The 18,603-nt window shown below is 63.8% G+C and carries 16 protein-coding genes; 9 read left to right on the top strand and 7 right to left on the bottom strand.

Annotated features, from left to right (window positions below):
• Nucleotides 1-88: 88 nt before the first annotated feature.
• Nucleotides 89-331 (bottom strand): RNA-binding protein, encoded by a 243-nt coding sequence (locus tag ACT7DV_RS16165; protein WP_060701494.1) that lies wholly within the window; start codon nucleotides 329-331, stop codon nucleotides 89-91.
• A gap of 2 nt (nucleotides 332-333) precedes the next feature.
• On the bottom strand, nucleotides 334-744 hold the full coding sequence (gene rpsP / locus ACT7DV_RS16170) for a 30S ribosomal protein S16 (protein WP_060701493.1): 411 nt from the start codon (nucleotides 742-744) through the stop codon (nucleotides 334-336).
• Nucleotides 745-1,404: 660 nt separating this feature from the next.
• On the opposite strand from rpsP, the gene efeU reads away from it, so the two are divergent.
• The 3 genes from efeU to efeB all read left to right on the top strand — a co-directional run bounded on the left by efeU (nucleotide 1,405) and on the right by efeB (nucleotide 4,838).
• The gene (gene efeU / locus ACT7DV_RS16175; protein WP_444664106.1) at nucleotides 1,405-2,244 is read left to right on the top strand and encodes an iron uptake transporter permease EfeU; all 840 of its coding nucleotides are present in this window, start codon (nucleotides 1,405-1,407) and stop codon (nucleotides 2,242-2,244) included.
• 78 nt (nucleotides 2,245-2,322) lie between these two features.
• Entirely contained in the window at nucleotides 2,323-3,474 is a 1,152-nt protein-coding gene (gene efeO / locus ACT7DV_RS16180; RefSeq protein WP_444664108.1) for an iron uptake system protein EfeO, read from the top strand.
• 38 nt (nucleotides 3,475-3,512) lie between these two features.
• The gene (efeB, locus tag ACT7DV_RS16185; RefSeq protein ID WP_444664110.1) at nucleotides 3,513-4,838 is read left to right on the top strand and encodes an iron uptake transporter deferrochelatase/peroxidase subunit; all 1,326 of its coding nucleotides are present in this window, start codon (nucleotides 3,513-3,515) and stop codon (nucleotides 4,836-4,838) included.
• A 441-nt stretch (nucleotides 4,839-5,279) separates the two neighbouring features.
• Here the strand turns inward: efeB and ACT7DV_RS16190 are convergent, their stop codons facing one another.
• The 3 genes from ACT7DV_RS16190 to ACT7DV_RS16200 form a co-directional block, all read right to left on the bottom strand.
• Nucleotides 5,280-7,001: an HNH endonuclease signature motif containing protein gene (locus ACT7DV_RS16190; protein ID WP_444664112.1), complete on the bottom strand. Its 1,722-nt coding sequence runs from the start codon at nucleotides 6,999-7,001 to the stop codon at nucleotides 5,280-5,282.
• A 78-nt stretch (nucleotides 7,002-7,079) separates the two neighbouring features.
• Complete coding sequence (locus ACT7DV_RS16195) at nucleotides 7,080-8,144, bottom strand: FecCD family ABC transporter permease (protein WP_444664114.1); 1,065 nt, start codon at nucleotides 8,142-8,144, stop codon at nucleotides 7,080-7,082.
• A complete protein-coding gene (locus tag ACT7DV_RS16200; RefSeq protein ID WP_444664116.1) occupies nucleotides 8,141-9,235 on the bottom strand; it encodes a FecCD family ABC transporter permease in 1,095 nt (364 codons plus the stop codon). Before ACT7DV_RS16200 ends, ACT7DV_RS16195 begins: the two co-directional genes overlap by 4 nt.
• An 81-nt stretch (nucleotides 9,236-9,316) precedes the next feature.
• Here ACT7DV_RS16200 and ACT7DV_RS16205 point away from each other — a divergent pair, with 81 nt between their 5' ends.
• The 4 genes from ACT7DV_RS16205 (at nucleotide 9,317) to ACT7DV_RS16220 (ending at nucleotide 13,233) form a co-directional block, all read left to right on the top strand.
• A complete protein-coding gene (locus ACT7DV_RS16205) occupies nucleotides 9,317-10,318 on the top strand; it encodes an ABC transporter substrate-binding protein (protein WP_444664118.1) in 1,002 nt (333 codons plus the stop codon).
• A gap of 19 nt (nucleotides 10,319-10,337) precedes the next feature.
• Complete coding sequence (locus ACT7DV_RS16210; RefSeq protein ID WP_444664120.1) at nucleotides 10,338-10,538, top strand: hypothetical protein; 201 nt, start codon at nucleotides 10,338-10,340, stop codon at nucleotides 10,536-10,538.
• A 22-nt stretch (nucleotides 10,539-10,560) separates the two neighbouring features.
• Complete coding sequence (locus ACT7DV_RS16215) at nucleotides 10,561-12,366, top strand: glycosyltransferase (RefSeq protein ID WP_444664122.1); 1,806 nt, start codon at nucleotides 10,561-10,563, stop codon at nucleotides 12,364-12,366.
• Nucleotides 12,367-12,444: 78 nt separating this feature from the next.
• Entirely contained in the window at nucleotides 12,445-13,233 is a 789-nt protein-coding gene (locus tag ACT7DV_RS16220) for a CatB-related O-acetyltransferase (protein WP_444664124.1), read from the top strand.
• A gap of 21 nt (nucleotides 13,234-13,254) precedes the next feature.
• On the opposite strand, the gene ACT7DV_RS16225 is transcribed toward ACT7DV_RS16220, so the two are convergent.
• Together ACT7DV_RS16225 and ACT7DV_RS16230 are read right to left on the bottom strand one after the other, a co-directional pair.
• Complete coding sequence (locus tag ACT7DV_RS16225; protein ID WP_444664126.1) at nucleotides 13,255-14,124, bottom strand: VOC family protein; 870 nt, start codon at nucleotides 14,122-14,124, stop codon at nucleotides 13,255-13,257.
• Between the two features lie 127 nt (nucleotides 14,125-14,251).
• Nucleotides 14,252-15,112: a carbohydrate kinase family protein gene (locus ACT7DV_RS16230; protein ID WP_444664128.1), complete on the bottom strand. Its 861-nt coding sequence runs from the start codon at nucleotides 15,110-15,112 to the stop codon at nucleotides 14,252-14,254.
• A gap of 147 nt (nucleotides 15,113-15,259) precedes the next feature.
• On the opposite strand from ACT7DV_RS16230, the gene ACT7DV_RS16235 reads away from it, so the two are divergent.
• Entirely contained in the window at nucleotides 15,260-16,966 is a 1,707-nt protein-coding gene (locus ACT7DV_RS16235) for an AMP-binding protein (RefSeq protein ID WP_444664130.1), read from the top strand.
• A gap of 196 nt (nucleotides 16,967-17,162) precedes the next feature.
• Nucleotides 17,163-18,581, top strand: a complete 1,419-nt coding sequence (locus ACT7DV_RS16240; RefSeq protein ID WP_444664132.1) for a GntP family permease — start codon at nucleotides 17,163-17,165, stop codon at nucleotides 18,579-18,581.
• Nucleotides 18,582-18,603 lie beyond the last annotated feature (22 nt).

Below are 18,603 nucleotides of genomic sequence, written 5' to 3' on the forward strand. Positions count from 1 at the left end.
GGGGGTGAAACACGAAAGGAGTTTCCGTCACCAGTGGGACGGAAACTCCTTTCGAGATGAAGCCAACTAAGTGTTGGGCTGCAGTTGCTTAGCCGCGGCGACGGTCGGTGTCGATAACATCAACACGAACCGATTCCTTGGCCAGCGCTGCCATGACGATACGCAATGCTCGTGCGGTGCGTCCCTGGCGTCCGATCACGCGACCGAGATCCTCAGGGTTGACCCGAACTTCGAGCAGATCGCCGCGGCGGGTGGACTTCAAGGCAACCTTGACGTCTTCCGGCTCCTCGACGATTCCGCGCACCATATGATCCAGCGCATCAACGAGCACTGTTACTCAGCCTCGGTTGCTTCGGCCTCTGCCTCTTCAGCAGCTGGCTTCTCAGCCTTCTTGGTGATGGCCTCAGGAAGGATCACCGAACCCTTTTCAGGAGCAACGAATGCTGGCTTAGGCTCGGCAACCTTGTAGGTGCCTTCCTGGCCATCGATGCCCTTGAACTTCTGCCAGTCACCGGTGATCTTCAGCAGTGCGTGTACCTGCTCGGTTGGCTGAGCGCCAACGGACAGCCAGTACTGTGCACGGTCCGAATCGATCTCGATGATCGAAGGGTTCTCGGTTGGGTGGTACTTGCCGATCTCCTCGATGGCACGGCCATCGCGCTTGGCGCGGGAGTCCATGACAACAACGCGGTAGAAAGGTGCGCGCATCTTACCGAAGCGCTTCAGACGAATTTTAACGGCCACTGTAGTGGTCACTCCTGTTTCTCAACATGGTCGAGCACGATTTTTGGCACCTGTGGGGCAGGCCTTACTTCTCGCGCTCTAAAAAGGACAGGATTCGAAGCGGAGAGAGGGGCCACAACAAATCGAGTACCCTGCAATTATGCCAGAGAGCTTAGTTGCTGGCCAACTCTTTTCTGCTGGCGCGTCGACCTGCGCCCATGAGCTTGATCACGTAGCGCGTGATGAGCAGGGTTGTGCGCCACTGAGCGATGAATCAATACTACTCGCCGTCCCCGTGTTGTTCCTTGCCAGGTACAAAGGGCTCCGGCCGCTGGGGCACTGGATACTCTCGCTGCCCACGTGGGTTCGCCGCAACATGGAGCCGGGAAATTTCGCGTAACCGTGTATTTTCTTCACAAGCTGCTTGAGGGGAAAAGATCATACTTGTCTAGCTGTTTTTTAGTCCTCCGCAGGGAGCCTTTGCATGCCGAGGCTAACCAACGCCGAAATACTTAAGCCAATACCGACAGGCCGGTATTGGCACGCGTTTGTTTAGGCTAACCTTATTGAGGTTTGAGTGCTCGCCCGCTGCCTCATCAAGGGATGTGCGCGCAGTGCAAGAACTGCCATGAAGGGGAACGCCTCTTCGCGGTCTCCACACTTTCGAGAAAGCAACACACCATGCTCGGAAACTTCCTGATCGGCCTGCGCGAGGGACTTGAAGCCGTCCTCATCGTCGTCCTGCTCATCGCCTACCTGACCAAAACGGATCGGCGCAATTTGCTTCCGCGTATTTGGGCTGGCGTGGCGTTTGCGGTCATCGTGTCATTGGGCTTTGGTGCATTGCTGACGTTCGGGCCTCGCGGACTGACTTTCCAGGCGCAGGAAATCATTGGCGGCGGGTTGTCGATTATCGCCGCCGGCCTGGTGACCTGGATGATCTTCTGGATGGCCGGCGCTTCTAAAACGCTCAATCAAGATCTGAAAAACCAGGTCGACAAGGCGGCAACCGGTTCAGCATGGGGACTGGTCATGGTCGGCGCGCTGTCGGTTGGCCGCGAAGGACTGGAAACAACGCTATTTATCTGGGCCGCAGCGCGAAGCACCGGAGAAACCTGGCAGCCGCTGCTCGGAGCGGTGCTGGGGCTGATTGGCGCAATCGCCATCGGGTTGCTGATCCACCGCGGCATCGTGAAGATTCAGCTCTCCAAGTTCTTCACCTGGACCGGTACCTTGCTGGTGATTGTGGCCGCCGGGGTCTTCTCCTACGGGGTGCATGATCTGCAGGAAGCCGCAGTGCTGCCCGGGATCCACTCACTTGCCTACGATTTCAGCGCCGCAATCCCGCCGTCAGGCTGGTTGGGCACGGTGTTGCAGGGCGTCTTCAACTTCATCCCTGCCACCCCATGGCTGTCGGCCATCGCATGGTGGGCCTACCTGGTGCCAGTGATGTTCTTCTACCTGCGCAAGACCACCTCCCCGCCACGTGCGGCCAAAGCCAAAGCAGCTGCGGCTAGCTAAGCTGCAGCAGCGCAATTTTTCACACCCTAGCTTGTGAACTCACCTTCACGCTTCATCACCGACCAAGGAATCACCCTCATGAAGAAACTTCTTGCACCCGCCGCGCTGCTCTCGCTCGGCGCCCTGGTTCTGACCGGTTGCACCGATAACAACGTCTCAGCCGCCTCCGACGGCTCCATCAACGTGGTGGCCACCGACGATTCGTGCACTGTGTCCACCAACAACGCGCCCGGCGGGACGCTGAAGTTCAATGTGAAGAACGAAGGAAGCAAGATCAACGAGTTCTACCTGCTGGCCGATGACGGGTTGCGCATCGTGGGAGAAGTCGAAAACGTTGGGCCGGGGGTCAGCCGGGATCTCGTCGTGCTGGCACCGGAAGGCAGCTACCTTGCCGCCTGCAAGCCAGGAATGATCGGCGACGGCATCCGCTCGGCCTTCACCGTGACCGCGGCGGCCGACGGGCAGCAGGTCTCCGCAGACCGCGCCACATTGCAAAAAACCGCAACAGAGCAGTACACCGCCTACGTCAAGGACCAGGCCGAACAGCTGCTGCGAGGCACCAAGGACTTCGCTGCAGCTTTTGCCACCGGCGACGAGAAAACCGCCAAACAGCTCTACGCGTCAACCCGCATGCATTGGGAACGAATTGAACCAGTGGCGGAGTCCTTCGGCGACCTTGATCCGATTCTGGATGCCCGCGAGGCAGATCTGGCCGAAGGCGACCAGTTCACAGGCTGGCACCGCGCCGAAAAGGATTTGTGGGCACCGGAGAAGTACACCAAGATGACCGGGAAGCAGCGCCAGGAAATTGCCGACGGCATGGTGGAAAACACCCAAAAGCTCTACGATCGAACCCTCAAACTCAGCTTCACCCCAGACCAGCTGGCTAACGGCGCAAAGTCGTTGTTGGACGAAGTTGCCACCGGCAAGGTCACCGGCGAGGAAGAGGCGTTCTCGCACACCGACCTCTGGGACTTCCAGGCGAATATGGAAGGGGCAAAGATCGCCTACCAGGACTTGAAGCCGCTGCTGGAAGGAACCGACGACAAGCTGGATGCCCAGCTTGAGAAGAACTTCACCTCTTTGCAGGAGCAACTGGATCAGTACCGCGACGGCGACGGTTTCAAGTACTACGACGAGCTGAGCACCAAGCAAGTCCAGGAACTGGCCGCCGGTGTTGACGCGCTCTCCGAGCCGCTGTCCAAACTGACCGCCGCTGTAGTCAAGTAGCCCCTGTATCAGCACCATCTAGACCAAGGATCAACATCGTGCCCAAAAATTCTTCCACGTCCACGTCCGAGCCTTCAGCTGTTGCTCAGACCGGCGCGAAAGAATCGCGCCGCGGGCTGTCCCGGCGCCTGTTGCTCACCAGCGCCGGGGCAGGAACTGCCGGCCTGGCCGTCGGCGCGCTGGCCCATGCCGGGCTGGCTGGAAGAAGCCACGCTGCCACGGTGGTGGACACCGTGGAATTTTACGGTGCCCATCAGGCCGGAATCACCACCGCCGCCCAAGACCGGATGCATACCGCAGCTTTTGACGTGACCAGCGATGATCGCGAGGCGCTGATCTCCATGCTGCGCTCGTGGACCGATGCCATCGCTGCCATGACCCAGGGCCAGCAGGTGGGTGCCGATGATCCGGCGACAGGTTCCTACGACGCACCACCGTCAGATACCGGCGAGGCAGCAGATTTGAGCGCCGCCAACTTGAGCGTGACCATCGGATTTGGGCGCAGCCTGTTTGTGGGAACGCACGGCAGGGCCCGCTTCGGCCTAGACGGAAAACTGCCCGAAGCGCTGATCGAACTCCCCCACTTTTCCGGGGACCAGATCGAGGAAGGGCGCAGCGACGGGGATATCGTCGTGCAGGCCTGCGCCGATGATCCGCAGGTTGCGGTGCACGCCATCCGCAATCTTTCACGCTTGGGATTTGGCACGGTACGAGTGCGCTGGAGCCAGACCGGATTCGGGCGCACCTCGAAAACCACCAGAGCCCAGCAGACTCCGCGCAACCTCTTTGGTTTCAAGGACGGCACGGCAAACCTTCTGGCGGATAACCAGGAACTGCTCGATCAGCACGTGTGGGTGGGAAAAGATTCCACCGATCAGCCGTGGATGGCGGGCGGAAGCTATATGGTGACCCGGCGGATCCGCATGCACGTGGAGACCTGGGATCGCTCCGCGTTGCGCGAGCAGGAAAACGTGGTCGGACGCGTGAAGTCCACCGGTGCCCCATTATCCGGCGGCGAAGAATTCAGCGAACCCGACTTTGCCATGGCCGGTTCTGCTGGGCCGGTGATTCCGGTGGATTCGCATGTAGCGGTAGTGCATCCATCCCAACACGACGGTGTGCAGATGCTGCGTCGCGGGTTTAACTATGTGGATGGCTCGGATGGTTTGGGGCGCCTGGATGCCGGGCTCTTTTTCATCGCCTTTGTCAACGATGCGCGCACGCATTATGTGCCCTTGCAGGAGGCCATGAGCTCCAAGGACGCCATGAGCGAGTATCTGCGGCATACCTCCTCGGGGCTCTACGCGATCCTGCCCGGCATCAGCCAAGGGCAGTACCTCGGCCAGCAGCTGTTCGAATCCTGACTCCGGCGGTTTCGTTGGCGCCCGCGTTCGCTGTGCTTCGCTGGCTGAGCGGTGACTCCCCGCGTTAAAGAGCCTCGACTCGGCGAGTCACCGGGCCATTGGTGATGCCACCGGTTCAACAATGACTTGAGCTTGTTCTTCACCGTTGAACAAGGGTCGGAGCCAGGGTTTCGGCACGTATCCAGTCGTAGTGCGCCTTTGGCACTGGGCCGTGGCGGGACACCACCCACGCCCAGGGGAACAACTCGATATCCAACCGGGTGACACCCGTTCGCGGCGAAAAGCCACCCCGAATCGACCTGCCCGGCCGCCGCGGGACCGAATCAGCAGATCCATTTCGATCGTCTGCGGCCAGTACGGTTCCCTTGAACTCGTAGTCCAGGGCCGGATGAATCTGGCGCACTCGGCGACCGGCTCGGCAACGTGCCTGGAATCAGCAAGCTAGGCGGCCAAATGGATCCGGTTTCGCTGCGGTCGCTGCAGTGGATCCAGGTGCTTGGGCAGGATGATGTGTGCCAATCCGCCAATCGATACAAGGGCCAGCAGCTTCGCGTGAATGGCATGATGGTGCGCGCGGCACAAACAGCTTCCGTTGCGCGTGGAAGTGCCACCGCCATGCTCCCACCAGGTGTCGTGGTGGTACTCGAGCATTTCCGGCCCCGCGGTGCAGCCCGGGACAATGCAGCCTCGATCGCGGGCAAAAATGGCGCGTTTCATCGCTTCGGTGAAGAAGCGCTCTGATCGGCCCAGATCCAGCGGTTGCCCGTCGGGTCCGAAAATCACCCGGAAGATTTCACCTTGGCAGATCAGCTGGCCGGTGTCCGCCGGCCCCAGCTTGACGCCGTGCTCCGAAATGGAGGTGAGGTTGTCCGGGTTGTTCAGGTCGGCCAGGGATCCGAGCGTGATGTGAATGGCAATTCTGGGGGCCACGGTTTTTCCGGTGCGCGATGATCCACGGTTCTTCAGGGCCGCGATCAACGCGTTCAATCGGCGCTGGGGCACCGGCACGCCCGAATCGGCGAGCGGACCGGCATCGCCATGCTGCTGCCCGGTATCGGCGGTACCCGGGTCAGCAAAGTTTTGCTCTAGCTGCTCGCCCTGCGCCAAGGCGGATTGCTGATCTTCCGGGGGTTGCCCTTCTGGTTCCTGGGCCCAAGGCGGCAGGGGCTCATCGCTGCTGAACAGGTAGTCCCGGGCAGCTGGGCGGTCGTCTGGGCAGTCGTTTGGGTGGTCGCCGGTGTGATCCTCCTGCGCCGCCGACGAGTCCTGGGCGCCGCGGGCCGATTTGCCGGCATCCGTGCGCGGGTTGTCGCTTTGCCCTATCACCGACCGGAATTCCTCGCGCTGGGCGCCAGCGACGATGAGCTCATAGCGGTCGCATTCCCCGATGGTGCCCCGCGGGTAGAAGCCGGGCTGCAGGGACTTGAGGGTTTTGCGGGCAAGGCGCTCGGCGGCAATCAGCTCGGAAACGCGGGATTGGGCCGTGGCCAGGTCCGGCTCCTGGAACAGCTCGACGATGTGCTCCTCCAAGGTGCGGCCGTCGGCGTGGGTGGCGGTGGCATCCAGCGGCAGGCCTTCGAAGGCGGTATCGGCCGGTTCGAATTTGTCCAGGGCGCGGGCGGCGCGGGCCACGGTGCGCGGGTCGAGCACCGGCGAGCCGTTGTAGAGCTGGGCCAGCTTGGCCAGGCGCGGGGCGAGGGTAGAGCCGTCGATGGCCCGGCGGGCGATGAGCAGGTGCGCATCACAGACGCGGTGATCGGCTTCGTGGAAGTTCAGCCCCAGCCAGCTGGCCATGAAATCCGCGGTGCCGCGATAGTGTGCGCGCTGCGAATGCAGGTTGGCCGGTCGGCTGAAGTCCGTGGTTCCCTCGCGGGCCGCGGCCAGATCCTCGTCCGCCAGCAGGTGGGCGGCGGTGGATTCCAGGTGGATGGCGCACTGCAGCTGCTCGCGCACGGTGTAGCGGAAGAGGGTTTCGATCAGCCGGGCGTGGGCGGCGGCGGCGCGCGGGTCTTCGCTGGAGCGCAGGGCGTGGGACAGTTGACCCAGCAGGGCGCAGCAGGCGGCCATGATCTCCAGGAGCACCGCGCACGCCCCGCGCGGCAGTCCCCCGGTGATCGTATGGCGCAACGCGGTGAGCGTGCCGGCCAGCTGGTGAATTCCCATGGACCCATGATGGGCGCCGGCGCACAGATCGGGCGCAGAAAAATTCCGGCTGTGGGAAAGCACCGATCCGGCGCCGCGCTAGCTAGCGGCGCGCACCCGGGATTGGCGAAGGACCAGGAAGATCAGATAGGGCGCGCCGATGACCGCGGTGGCCACGCCGGCTGGCAGGACCACCGGGAAGCTGCGGGCGGCGGCCAGATCGGCCAGGAGCACGAAGATCGCGCCGATCAGCGCGCTGTGCAGCACCGTGGGAATGGTGCTGCGCGCAATGAGCCGGGAGGCATGGCCGCTGGCCAACGCGACGAAGGCCAGCGGGCCGGCAATGACAGTGCCCGCAATGGCCAGCAGTGTCGCCAGTCCCAGCATCAGCACCCTCTCGCGCCCCAGGTTCATGCCCAGCGCCCGGGCGGTGTCGGAGTCCAGGGCCAGCACCTGGCGCTGCTGGTGCAGCATCCCGGCCAGTGCCACGCAGAGCACGATGGCCACCGGCGCGAAGAGCAGATCCGACCAGGAAATGGCGTTTACCGTTCCGGCCAGCCAGGTCAGCGCCTGCTGCGCGTTGTAGACCTCGCCCAGGGTCAGCATCCAGGAGGTGGCCGCGGCGCACAATCCGCTGAATCCCAGCCCGACCAGAACCAGCCGGTTGCTCTCCAGGGAGCTGTGCCAGACCAGGGCGAACACCAGGGCGGAGACGAGCAATCCCCCGGCGGTGGCCGCGAGCACCAGCCCGTGGCGCAGGAAGAATTCGGGCAATCCGGCGACCTGGCTGGTCAGTGCCAGCACGCTGACCGCGCCCAGGGCGGCCCCGTTGGTGACCCCGAGGATGTCGGGGCTGGCCAGCGGATTGCGCGCCACGGTTTGGGTCAGCGCCCCGGCAACTCCGAAGGCCACCCCGGCAAGCACCGCGGCGGCCGTGCGCGGCAGGCGGAATTCGAGCACCGCCAGTTCGGTGCGCGGATCGGGGGCCGCGCCCAGCAGGCTGGCGATGACATCGCGGATCGGGATCGGGGTGCCGCCGATAGCCAGGTGCAGGCACAGCGCTCCGAGCGCCACGGCCAGCAGGCCCAGCGCGGTGGACATGGCGCGCCGCGATCGGCGCCGGGCCGCCGGAGCAGCGTCGTGGATGAATAAGCGGGTGCTCATACGGACACCGGCTTGCGGCGGCGGGCCACATAGATGAAGAAGGGGGCGCCGATCAGTGCGACCACCACTCCGACCGGCAGTTCGCCGGGGCGGGCCAGCACCCGTCCGATCACATCGGAGAGGCAAAGCAGCAGCGCGCCGCAGGCCGCGGAGCCCGGTATCACCCAGCGGTAGTCGGCCCCGAAAATCCGGCGGGCCACGTGCGGGACGAGCAGGCCGAGGAACGCGATCGGCCCGGCCAGGGTGACCGCCAGGCCCGAGAGCGCCACGATGGCGGCCAGGCCCAGGGTGCGGGCACGCGCCGCGGTGACCCCGAGGCTTCGCGCCGAATCCTCGCCCAGGGTCAGCGCATTCAGCCCGCGGGCATTGGCCAGGGCCAGCACGCTGCCCAGAACCAGCAGCGGCCACAGCGCCAGGAAGGAATCGTAGCCCTGGACCACGGAGCCGACCTGCCAGAAGCGCAGGGTTTCCAGCGCCGCCTCGCTGAGCAGCACAATCGCCGAGACCACCGCCGCGCACAGGGCGGTGACCGCGGCCCCGACCAGCACCAGGGTGATCGGCGAGCTGCCCGGCCCGTCCACCCGCCCGATGCCAAACACGACCAGGGCCGCCAGCAGCGCACCGCCCAGGGCGAGCACCGCTTGGGTCCACGGGGCCAGCGGGCCGGTAAAGACCGCAACGGCCACGATGGCCAGCGCCGCGCCCTGGTTGATGCCCAGCAGGCCAGGCTCGGCGATCGGGTTCCGGGTGTGCCCCTGGATGAGCGTTCCGGCCATGCCCAAGGCGGCGCCGGCGGCCAGCGCGGTGACCGTGCGCGGCCAGCGGATCTCGCGGATGGCGATGTCGCTGGCTGAGCCGTCGGGCGCAAACAGGGCGTGGCCCAGTTCGGCCGGAGTGGACGTTCGGCTTCCGACCCAGAGGCTCAGTGCGACGGCGGCGAACAGCCCCAGGGCCAGGGCCAGCAGGCTGGCGGTGCGCAATGTGGTTCGTGGAATGGCTCGGCGCTCTTTGTCATATGGCAGGGATGCGGGTTTATGTCGTGCGGGGTTGACCGCGGTGGCCTGGGCCATGCTACTGTTCAACCTGCGCATTGAGCTTACCCTTGCCTAACCTCCGGGTGCAAAATTACATAATGCCGCAATCAATAAATCTTCATCACGGAAAGCACTCGCATGCACATTCGACGAATTCTCCCCCTCACCGCGGCCCTTGCCGCCGCCGCCCTGGCCCTGAGCTCTTGCGGCGGCGCCAGCACCAGCGAGCCCTCGGCCAACGCCACCTCGGCCTCCGACGGGCAGTTCCCGGCAACCATCAAGCACTTCCGCGGCACGACCGAACTGCCACAACGCCCGCTGCGCGTGGCCGCGCTGGATCCCTCCTATGTTGATGCCACGATGCTGCTGGGCGCCGAATTGGTCGCCTACACCGAATACCGCTCCTCGGGCAGCCCCTTCCCGGAATACCTCGGCGATGTCTCCGAGCTGACCGACGAGGCGGTCAACATCGGAACCACCACCGAGCCGGACCTGGAAAAGCTGCTGGCCACAGAACCGGATGTCATCATTTCCGCCGATGTCCGCCAGGGCGCCATGTACGACCAGCTGAACAAGATCGCACCGACGATCTTCTCCGAATCCACCGGGCCCACCTGGAAGGAGAACGTGGTCCTGCTCGGCGAGGCCCTGGGCAAGAAGCAACAAGCGCAGGAGGCCGTGGCAGCCTACGAAGAACGCGCCGCCGCGGTCGGCAAGGAAATCCTCGCCAAGGATGCCGCTGCCACCTACTCCCTGGTGCGATTTGCCGGGGAAGACACCGCCCGCTTGTACTCCAGCGACTCCTTCATCGGCGAGATCATGTCGGATATGGCCATCCCGCGCACGGAAGGCTCGCCGGATACCACCGAATCCATCTTCGTGCCGCTCTCGCCCGAGGAAATCCTCAAGGCCGACGCGGGTGTCATTTTCCAGTCCACCTGGTCGCCTGAAGGCGCTGAAGGCGATGCCTCGCGCGACCAGGAAAAGAAGTTCACCTCCAACCCGCTGTGGAAGAAGCTGAAGGGCGAAGTGGTTGCGGTCGACGACTCCATCTTCCTGTCCTCGGTGTCGATCCAGGGAGCGAATGAAGTGATCACCCAGGTTGCCGAGCACTTCGACGTGGATCCGCAGCTGCCGTAGCCCTCCGGAAGTGCGCCCCTTGGCCTCGACCCGTTCGCGGGCCGGCGCCAAGGGGCTTTTGCGGTTGTGCGCGAGCTATGCCGGGGCACCGAAGCCGCTGGCAGCTCGCGGGACAATGCGTGCGCGGCCCTGGCCCCGCATCGGCGAGCGGCTAGACTTGGTGGCAGCGGCCAGCCCGGTCCCCGGCCGGGGATCGGGCCTTGGCCAGCACCGCCAATAGAGTTCAACCAAAGGATCGGCCCGTGGCATCGCCCAGCGAACATCTAGACGCCTATATGGTGACGTGGAAGCTCGAACGCGAATTCGGCGGCATGACCACGGTGTGCACCCAGCGCGCCGGGCTGTTCGCCCAGCGCTATGGCCGGGCCTTCGTGGTGACGTTCAACCCCGCGCCGGATCAGCCGCAGGTGGTTGACGAGCTGGTTCGCAAGGGCAAGCTGTCACCGGCGGTGCAAGTGATCAACCTGTACCTTGACCTGGCGCAGCGCCCGATGGCGCCGCAGGATCCGGTGGCTCCGCTTTCGTTCAATCCGGCTGCCCGCGATCTGGTGCTCGAGGAGACCGTGGAATATCCCGAGGCACCCGGGTGCGCCTTCAGCCAGCATTTCACCGGTGGCACGGCCTCGGGAACCAGCCAGACGCGGTTCTTGCGCAAGGACGGCAGCATCTTCCTGCTCGACACCAAGGGTGTTGACCAGCAGGGCAGGAAAAGCAGGTGCCTGGAGGTGATGGCTCCCGAAGGCACGGTGATCGCCCGATTCACCACCGCCGGCGCCCTGTACCGGCATTGGCTCGGTTCGCTGGTCGACCACGAGAACTCGCTGGTTGTGGTCGACAGCAAATACACCGCGGCGTTGCTGGGCCCGTGGAAAACCACGAAAGTTCCCAAGCTGTACGCCTTCCACAGCGTTCACGTGGCCAAGGGCGAATCCCTGCTCACCGGCCAGCTATCCGAACCGCATGCGCCGATCATCGGGCAGCGGCACCTCTGGGATGGCTTCGTCTTCCTCACCGCGGCGCAGCGCGATGCCTACGTGCGGCGCTTCGGGGATGCCGAAACCGCCTCCGTGATTCCCAATCCGCTCAAGGCCAGCGTGGCCACGGGCCCGCCGCCGCAGCGCCGCAGCACGCACCTGATTGCGGCCGGATCGCTGACGGCGAATAAGAATGTGGCCGCCAGCATCGAGGTGGTGGCAGAGCTGGTTCGCCGTGGTCATGAGCCGGTGCTGCATGTGGCCGGCCAGGGCGCGCAGCGCGAGAAGCTCGAAGCACTGAGCCAGGAGCTCGGGGTCCGCGAACAGGTGGTCTTCCACGGGCATACCGATCGGCTGCCGGAGCTTTTTGCCGGTTGCACGGCGCAATTATTCACCTCCACCAATGAGGGCCAGGCACTGGTCTTGCTCGAAGCGCAGCAGCAGGGGTGCATTCCGGTGTCCTTCGACATCAATTTCGGCCCCGCCGATAGCATCCGCGACGGAGTCAATGGCTTCCTGGTGGCCCCCGGCGATCTCCAGGCGATGGCCGACCGGGTCGAAGAGCTGATGGCCAATGCGCAGCTGGCCGCCACGATGTCCACGCACTGCCGGGAATTCGCCCGGGAGTATGCCGGCCGGGATGTCACCTCACGATGGGAAGAGACCATGAAGATTGCCGCCAAGCTCAAGGCCCTGGGTTCCAGGGAAGAGATGCCAGAGTTTTCGGCCCGCATCGCCTCGCTTGAATTCCTCGACGACGATGGGCTTGAACTGCGCGTCAGGCCTTCCGGGCCGCTGCCTGCGGGAGCCAGTTTCGAGCTGGTAGTCCTGGACCGCGAAAGCCAAGAGGAACTCCAGGCTTATCCGGCCAGCGCCCGAGAAGGAGCGCAGCTGGTGTTCACCCTGGATCCGCAGGCGCTGCGGGCCACTGCGGGGCATGGTTCGCCCAGTGATGTGTATTTGCGCTGCCGGCTGGGGCAGAGCGTGAAGCTCAAGCGGCTGGGCGTGAAGAATTCGCGCACCTTGCCGTATTTCACGTCGCACAACAACCTCTCGTTCAAATCCGGGAAGTAGCGCTCGGCGGACGCACCACCAGTTGCTCTTCGGAGCCCGCTCATGGCGCGCACAGTTCCCGGCCCTAGGCTGGCAGACATGAAAATTGCGATGTCCCAGTTGCAGCCGCTGTTGCGCGAGTACCGGATCCTCTTGGCCGGCCGTGGTGTGGACAGCATGGAGAAGACCGGGGATTCCTATGCCCCGGACGCCTTGGTGAACTACGAGGCCGACCTCGCATTGCATCCCTACACGACGTTTTGGGGAACGACGGGTTTGGCCTTGGGCCGGATGGGCGCGTTTTCCTATACGCATTCGAGGCTGCACAAGTCGCTGGCCGTCGGCCGATTCACCTCGATCGCCAAGGGCCTGAGCGTGATGGGCGCCCGCCATCCGCATGAGTGGGCCTCGACCAGCCCGGTGTTCTACAACCAGCAGCTGCTGGCCCAGGCCTATGGCCAGGATCGCGGTGTGGTGCTGAATTCCACGAAATTCGGCTACAAGGCCGGGAAGATCGCAATCGGCAATGATGTGTGGATCGGCGAGAAAGTGACCTTGGGCCACGGGATCAGCATCGGGGATGGTGCGGTGATCGCATCGAACTCGGTGGTGACCAAGGATGTGGCGCCCTATACAGTGGTGGGCGGCGTCCCGGCACGGGTGATCCGCGACCGCTTTGAGCCCGAAACGGTGCAAGCGCTGCAGGCCTCGGCGTGGTGGGAGTTGGCTCCCGAGGATCTGACGCGATGCGATGTCAGGTCCCCGGACCTGTTTGCGGCGCAGGTGCTGCGCGGCCGCGAGCATGGCCAGTTCCAGCCGCTTCAGACACAGCCGTTGACCGCGGAGGTGATTTCAGAACATCTGGGCACCCCGGCCACCGCGGGCTGAATCCCCGGGCGCAATGCCCGGCTAGGCGACGGTGACGCGCAGCTGGTTGTTCCACGGATCCTTGAAGCGCAGTTCGGCTCCGGTGTGATGGTGGGCGATCTTGGCGAAGCTCAATCGCTGTGCCAGCTTGCTGATTTCCTCGGTGGTGGGCACGTTGATCAGCACTTCGCCCAGGCCCAGGGTGTCCTTGCGCGGGCCTGCGCCGCGGGAGTTCCAGACGTTCATCGCCATATGGTGGTGGTAGCCGCCAGCGGAAACGAAGAGCGCCTGGTTGCCCAATGCGGTGGTCTGGTCAAAGCCGAGCGTGTTGACGTAGAACTGCCGTGCGCTGCCCACATCGCCAACCTGCAGGTGGACGTGGCCAACTTCGGCGCTGGCCGACTGCAGGGAAGACACGGCCTGCTCGCTCAGGTGGGTTTCGAGGTAGCGGTTGGGATCAAGATAGATGGTGTCCATGCGCACCACTCCGTTGTTCCAGGTCCACGTGTCGCGGGGCCGGTCGAAGTACAATTCGATGCCATTGCCCTCAGGGTCGGTGAAGTAGAAGGCCTCGGAGACCAGATGATCCGAGCTTCCGACAAATTTTCCCTGATCGAACCGCGCTGCCGAAAGCACGGTAGCGGCCAGGTCGGCTTGGCTGTTGAAGAGCAATGCCGTATGGAACAAGCCCGCTTCGCTGCGTGCCGGAAGCTTGAGCCCGGGGGCGTTGCGCAGGTTGACCAATTCCTGCGTGCCGCGACCCAGCCGGGTGCCTTCCGCGGTTTCATCCAAAACCGTCAGCCCCAAGGCCTGTTGGTAGTACCCGCTCATGGCCTTCATGTCGCCGACCTTCAGCTGCACGGCGTTCATGTGTGTGGTTGCGGCGAGCTTGTCTTCTTTGAGCGTGGTCATCTCCAGCGCCTTCTTTCCGATCAGGACTTCCTGTTGGCCATAACCCTACTCCGATTTACTTGATGCTTCAAGTAACTTCTGGTGTTCCGGCGATCACGCCATTGCGCGCATTGGGTGCACCCCGGCATTAGGCGGGCAACTGGGCGAGCTTCGGGTGCAGATGCCTGCTCGATAGAGCTACCGCCGCACTGCTGGCAGCCGCTTCCATCGACGCCTGCACTGGCGCGCCGCGCAGGCGGGCCGCCAAGAATCCTGCCATGAAGGCATCTCCGGCGCCATTGGTGTCGACCACCTCGACCTTCGGCGCGGCCACTTCCCAACGCCGGCCCTGGTGATCCATGGCCACCGCTCCCTGCTCCCCCAGCGTGCAAATAGCCAGGCTGGGGCCACGGCGCAGGCAACCGGCCAGCAGCTCCCACGGGTCGCTGGTGGCGTCATCGTTCATGAAAACCACAGAAGCCGCACCCAGGAATGGCATATGGAATGGGGAAAAGCCATCAAAGTCATGCAGGTCGACCCACAGCGGCACGGCCGGCTCCCGCAGTCGCCCAATGACCCGCAGCCCCAACTCGCTCAGGTCAACGACCGCCAGATCAGCTTCGCGCACCGCGGCGCAAACGGCATCGACATCCGCATCCGCGGGAGCGGACGGGGTGGCAAGATAGACCGAGACCCGCTGGCCGCCAGCCATGAGGTTAACATGCTGCTCGGTGCTGGTACTGGGCACCACCTGCAGGTTGATGCCAGCATCCAAGAGCGCACGCCGCAGCGCCCGGCCGGATTCGTCGTCGGCCACCTGGGTAAAGAGCTCGGTGGCAATATCCAGCGAACTCAAGTGCAGCGCTTTGCCCGCAGACGTGCCGCCGACGGTGCGCCATGCGCTGTGCGCGAAGAGTTGCTGAGGACGGGGTTCGGGCAGGCGGTCGAGCTCAACCAGCTGATTCCAGCTGGAAGGACCGCAGACAAGCACCTTGGGCTGCTGGCTCATGCACTTATTCAATACCCCAGCCCCGGGTGATTCAAGACTTCGGTGGGTAACAACGCTTTCAAACGCTAGGACTTCCAAGTATATTGGCAAGTGATCCGCCTCACTCTATCGACGGGGCGCCATTGTCCACGCGAGGGAAGGTTAGTTGTGAGCGTTACCGATGAATTCAGAGCCGCCCGCGATCAACTCCTGGAATTGCGCAATGATTACGAACAGGCGCGGGCCGAGTTCCGATGGCCCCAGTTCAGCGAGTTCAATTTCGGCTTCGACTGGTTCGACCAGGTTGCCAAGGATCCGCAGCGGGCGGATACCCCGGCGCTGATCATCACCGAACGAGACGGCAGCTCAATCAGGCGCACCTGGGCCGAGCTCTCCGAGCGCTCCACCCAATTGGCCCGCTGGCTCGCCGACCAGGGCGTGAACCGCTCGGATTCCATTGCCATCATGCTCGGCAACCAGGTTGAGCTCTGGGAATCGATGCTCGCCGGAATCAAGCTCGGCGCCATCCTGGTCCCGTGCACCACGCAGCTGACGCCCACGGATCTGGCCGACCGGATCGATCGCGGGCACATCCAATGGGTGATCACCAATGAGGCCGAGATCCAGAAGTTCGACACCGTGCCCGGGGACTACACGCTGATCCAGATCGGCGGCAGCGCCCCAGAAGGAATTCTCGACTTCGCCCAGTCCCACCAGGCCGAGGCCATTTTCCAGCTCGGCTCCCCCACGCGTGCCGATGAAACGCTCTTGCGCTACTTCACCTCTGGCACCACGTCCAAGGCCAAGCTGGTTGAGCACACCCATACGTCCTACCCGGTGGGCCATTTGAGCACCATGTTCTGGATCGGGCTGGAACCTGGGGATGTGCACCTGAATGTCGCCTCGCCGGGCTGGGCAAAACATGCGTGGTCCAACCTGTTTGCGCCATGGATCGCCGAGGCGACCGTTTTCCTCTATAACTACGACCGCTTTGACCCGATCGCGCTGATGAACCAGATGGATGCCGAAAAGGTGACCAGCTTCTGCGCGCCGCCCACCGTGTGGCGCCTGCTGATCCAGGCGGATCTGGGCGCCTTGAAGACGGCGCCGCAAAAACTGGTCTCGGCCGGCGAACCGCTGAATGCGGAAGTCATCGACCAGGTGCACAAGTCCTGGGGACAGGTCATCCGCGATGGCTTTGGGCAAACCGAAACCACGGTGCAAATCGCCAATCCTCCGGGAGAGCGAATCACCATCGGCGCCATGGGACGCGCAATGCCCGGCTACAGCGTCATCCTGCGTGACCCGGCCACGGGCGAATCTGGCGACGTGGGCGAAATCTGCCTGGTGACCGAACCGCGCCCGCTGGGGCTGATGAAGGGGTACTTCGAAAACCCGGAGAAGACCGCCGAGGTGTTCAGCGACGGTGTCTATCACACCGGGGATATCGCCGAACGCGATGAGCGCGGGGTGCTGACCTATGTCGGGCGCGCGGACGACGTCTTCAAGTCCAGCGACTACAAGATCAGCCCCTTCGAACTGGAGTCGGTGCTGATCGAGCACCCCGGGGTAGCCGAGGCGGCGGTTGTCCCGGCGCCGGATGAACTGCGCTTGAGCGTGCCGAAGGCCTACATTGTTCCAACCAGCAGCGCGCAGCCCGGCCCCGAACTGGCCGAGTCGATCCTGGCGCACTGCCGCGAGCACCTGTCGGCCTTCAAGCGGGTGCGGCGCATCGAGTTCGCCCAGTTGCCCAAGACCATCTCGGGCAAGATTCGCCGCGTGGAACTGCGCCAGGCCGAGGAGCGCCGCTTCCAGGGCGGCGATCCGGCAGGCACCGAATACAAGGACACCGATTTCCCTTCGCTCAAATCCTAGCCTCGGAAATTCCGCGGCCCGGCGGGTCCCGCAGCCATAGGCTGCGGGACCCGTTTCCTTTAAAGGAACTGGAGCCAAAGGACGTGTGACTCGAGCACGACACGAAGTTTACATCGTGAGTTGCAACCCATACTATGAATCAGAAATTCGTGACCCAGCTCACTTTGTCCCCGCATTCAATGAAGATCGGAACCCCATGTCAGATACAGCGATTCTGATAAACACCGCCGTGGCCGTGCTCGCCACGGTGCTGCTGATCGTGAAATTCAAGGTCAATCCCGTCATCGGCCTGATTCTCGGCTCCCTGTATCTGGGGCTGAGCACCCAGCTGGGAATCACCAAAACCATCGAAACCATCACCCAGGGCTTCGGCGACATCATGGTGGAAGTCGGCCTGCTCATCGCCTTCGGCGTGCTCATGGGGTCGATCCTGAACCAGGCCGGAGCGATCCGGCGCCTGGTTGAAAAACTGCTCAGCGTCTTTGGCCCGAAGTACCTTCCATACTCCATGGCGTTAGCCATGAGCACCGTGCTGCAGTCGATCTTTGTCGATGTGCTGCTGGTGATTTCCGCCCCGCTGGCACGGCGCATGGCGCCAAAGATCGGCCCCATGGGCACCGCCCGCCTGGCCACCGCAATGGCCATCTCGCTGGAGTGCGGCATCATCTTCATGGTTCCCGGCGTCGGCTCGCTGGCCGTGGCCGGCGTGCTCGGCGTGCCGCTGGGCACCATGCTGATCTGCGGCCTGCTGCTGGTCGTGCCCACGGTTCTGCTGGCCACCATGGTGATGTCCTTCATCTTCCGCCGCGGCTTCTGGAAGCCCGAACGCGACGAACAGCATGTCTTCGAAGAAGACGACTTCCCGCAGGCCAACCCATCTGGCCCCGGGCAGATTTCCAGGATTCCTTTCGCCAACGAGGACGAACAGGCCAGCGCCGTGAAGCTCGCGGTGGGCCAGGAGCGCAAGAAGGAAACCCCGCTGCTGCTGCTTTTTGCGCCGCTGCTGCTGTCGCTGCTGCTGATTGCCATCGGCGCGGTGACCGAAATTGCGAAGATCCACAATGGCGTGCTTGAACTGGTCGGCAACCCGGTGGTCGCATTGCTCATCGGACTGATTGGCACCACCATTGTGGGACGCGGCGCCATCGGCCAGCAGGGCGTCGAGGCAGCCATCACCACCGGCTTCAAGGAAAGCGGCCAGATCCTGCTGCTCACCGGTGCCGGCGGTTCGCTGGCTGCCACCGTGGCCGCCGCAGGCCTGGGCGATATCCTCGGCGGATTCTTCAGTGCCAGCGCTGTCGCTCCCCTGGTCGTCGTCTGGGCCATCGCCGCGGTTCTGCACATCGCGGTAGGCTCGGTCACCCTCTCGGCCATCACCGCCGCCGGCATGCTCGCCCCGATCGCGCCGGCCCTGGGACTGGATCCGGTGCTCATCGCGCTGGCTGCCGGGGCAGGCTCGCTGTTCATGATCCACGTCACCTCCAACACCTTCTGGCTCCTGCAATCCCTCCTGGGCCAAACCGTCCGGGGCGCCCTGAAGTCCGTGACCGTCGGCGTTTCCGTCGCATCGGTGATCGCGCTGGGACTTGTCCTGGTCATGAGCATCTTTATCTAATTCCAGCCAGCAGATCCAAGGA

It is taken from the genome of Glutamicibacter sp. TV12E, assembly GCF_052441935.1.
GTDB lineage: Bacteria > Actinomycetota > Actinomycetes > Actinomycetales > Micrococcaceae > Glutamicibacter.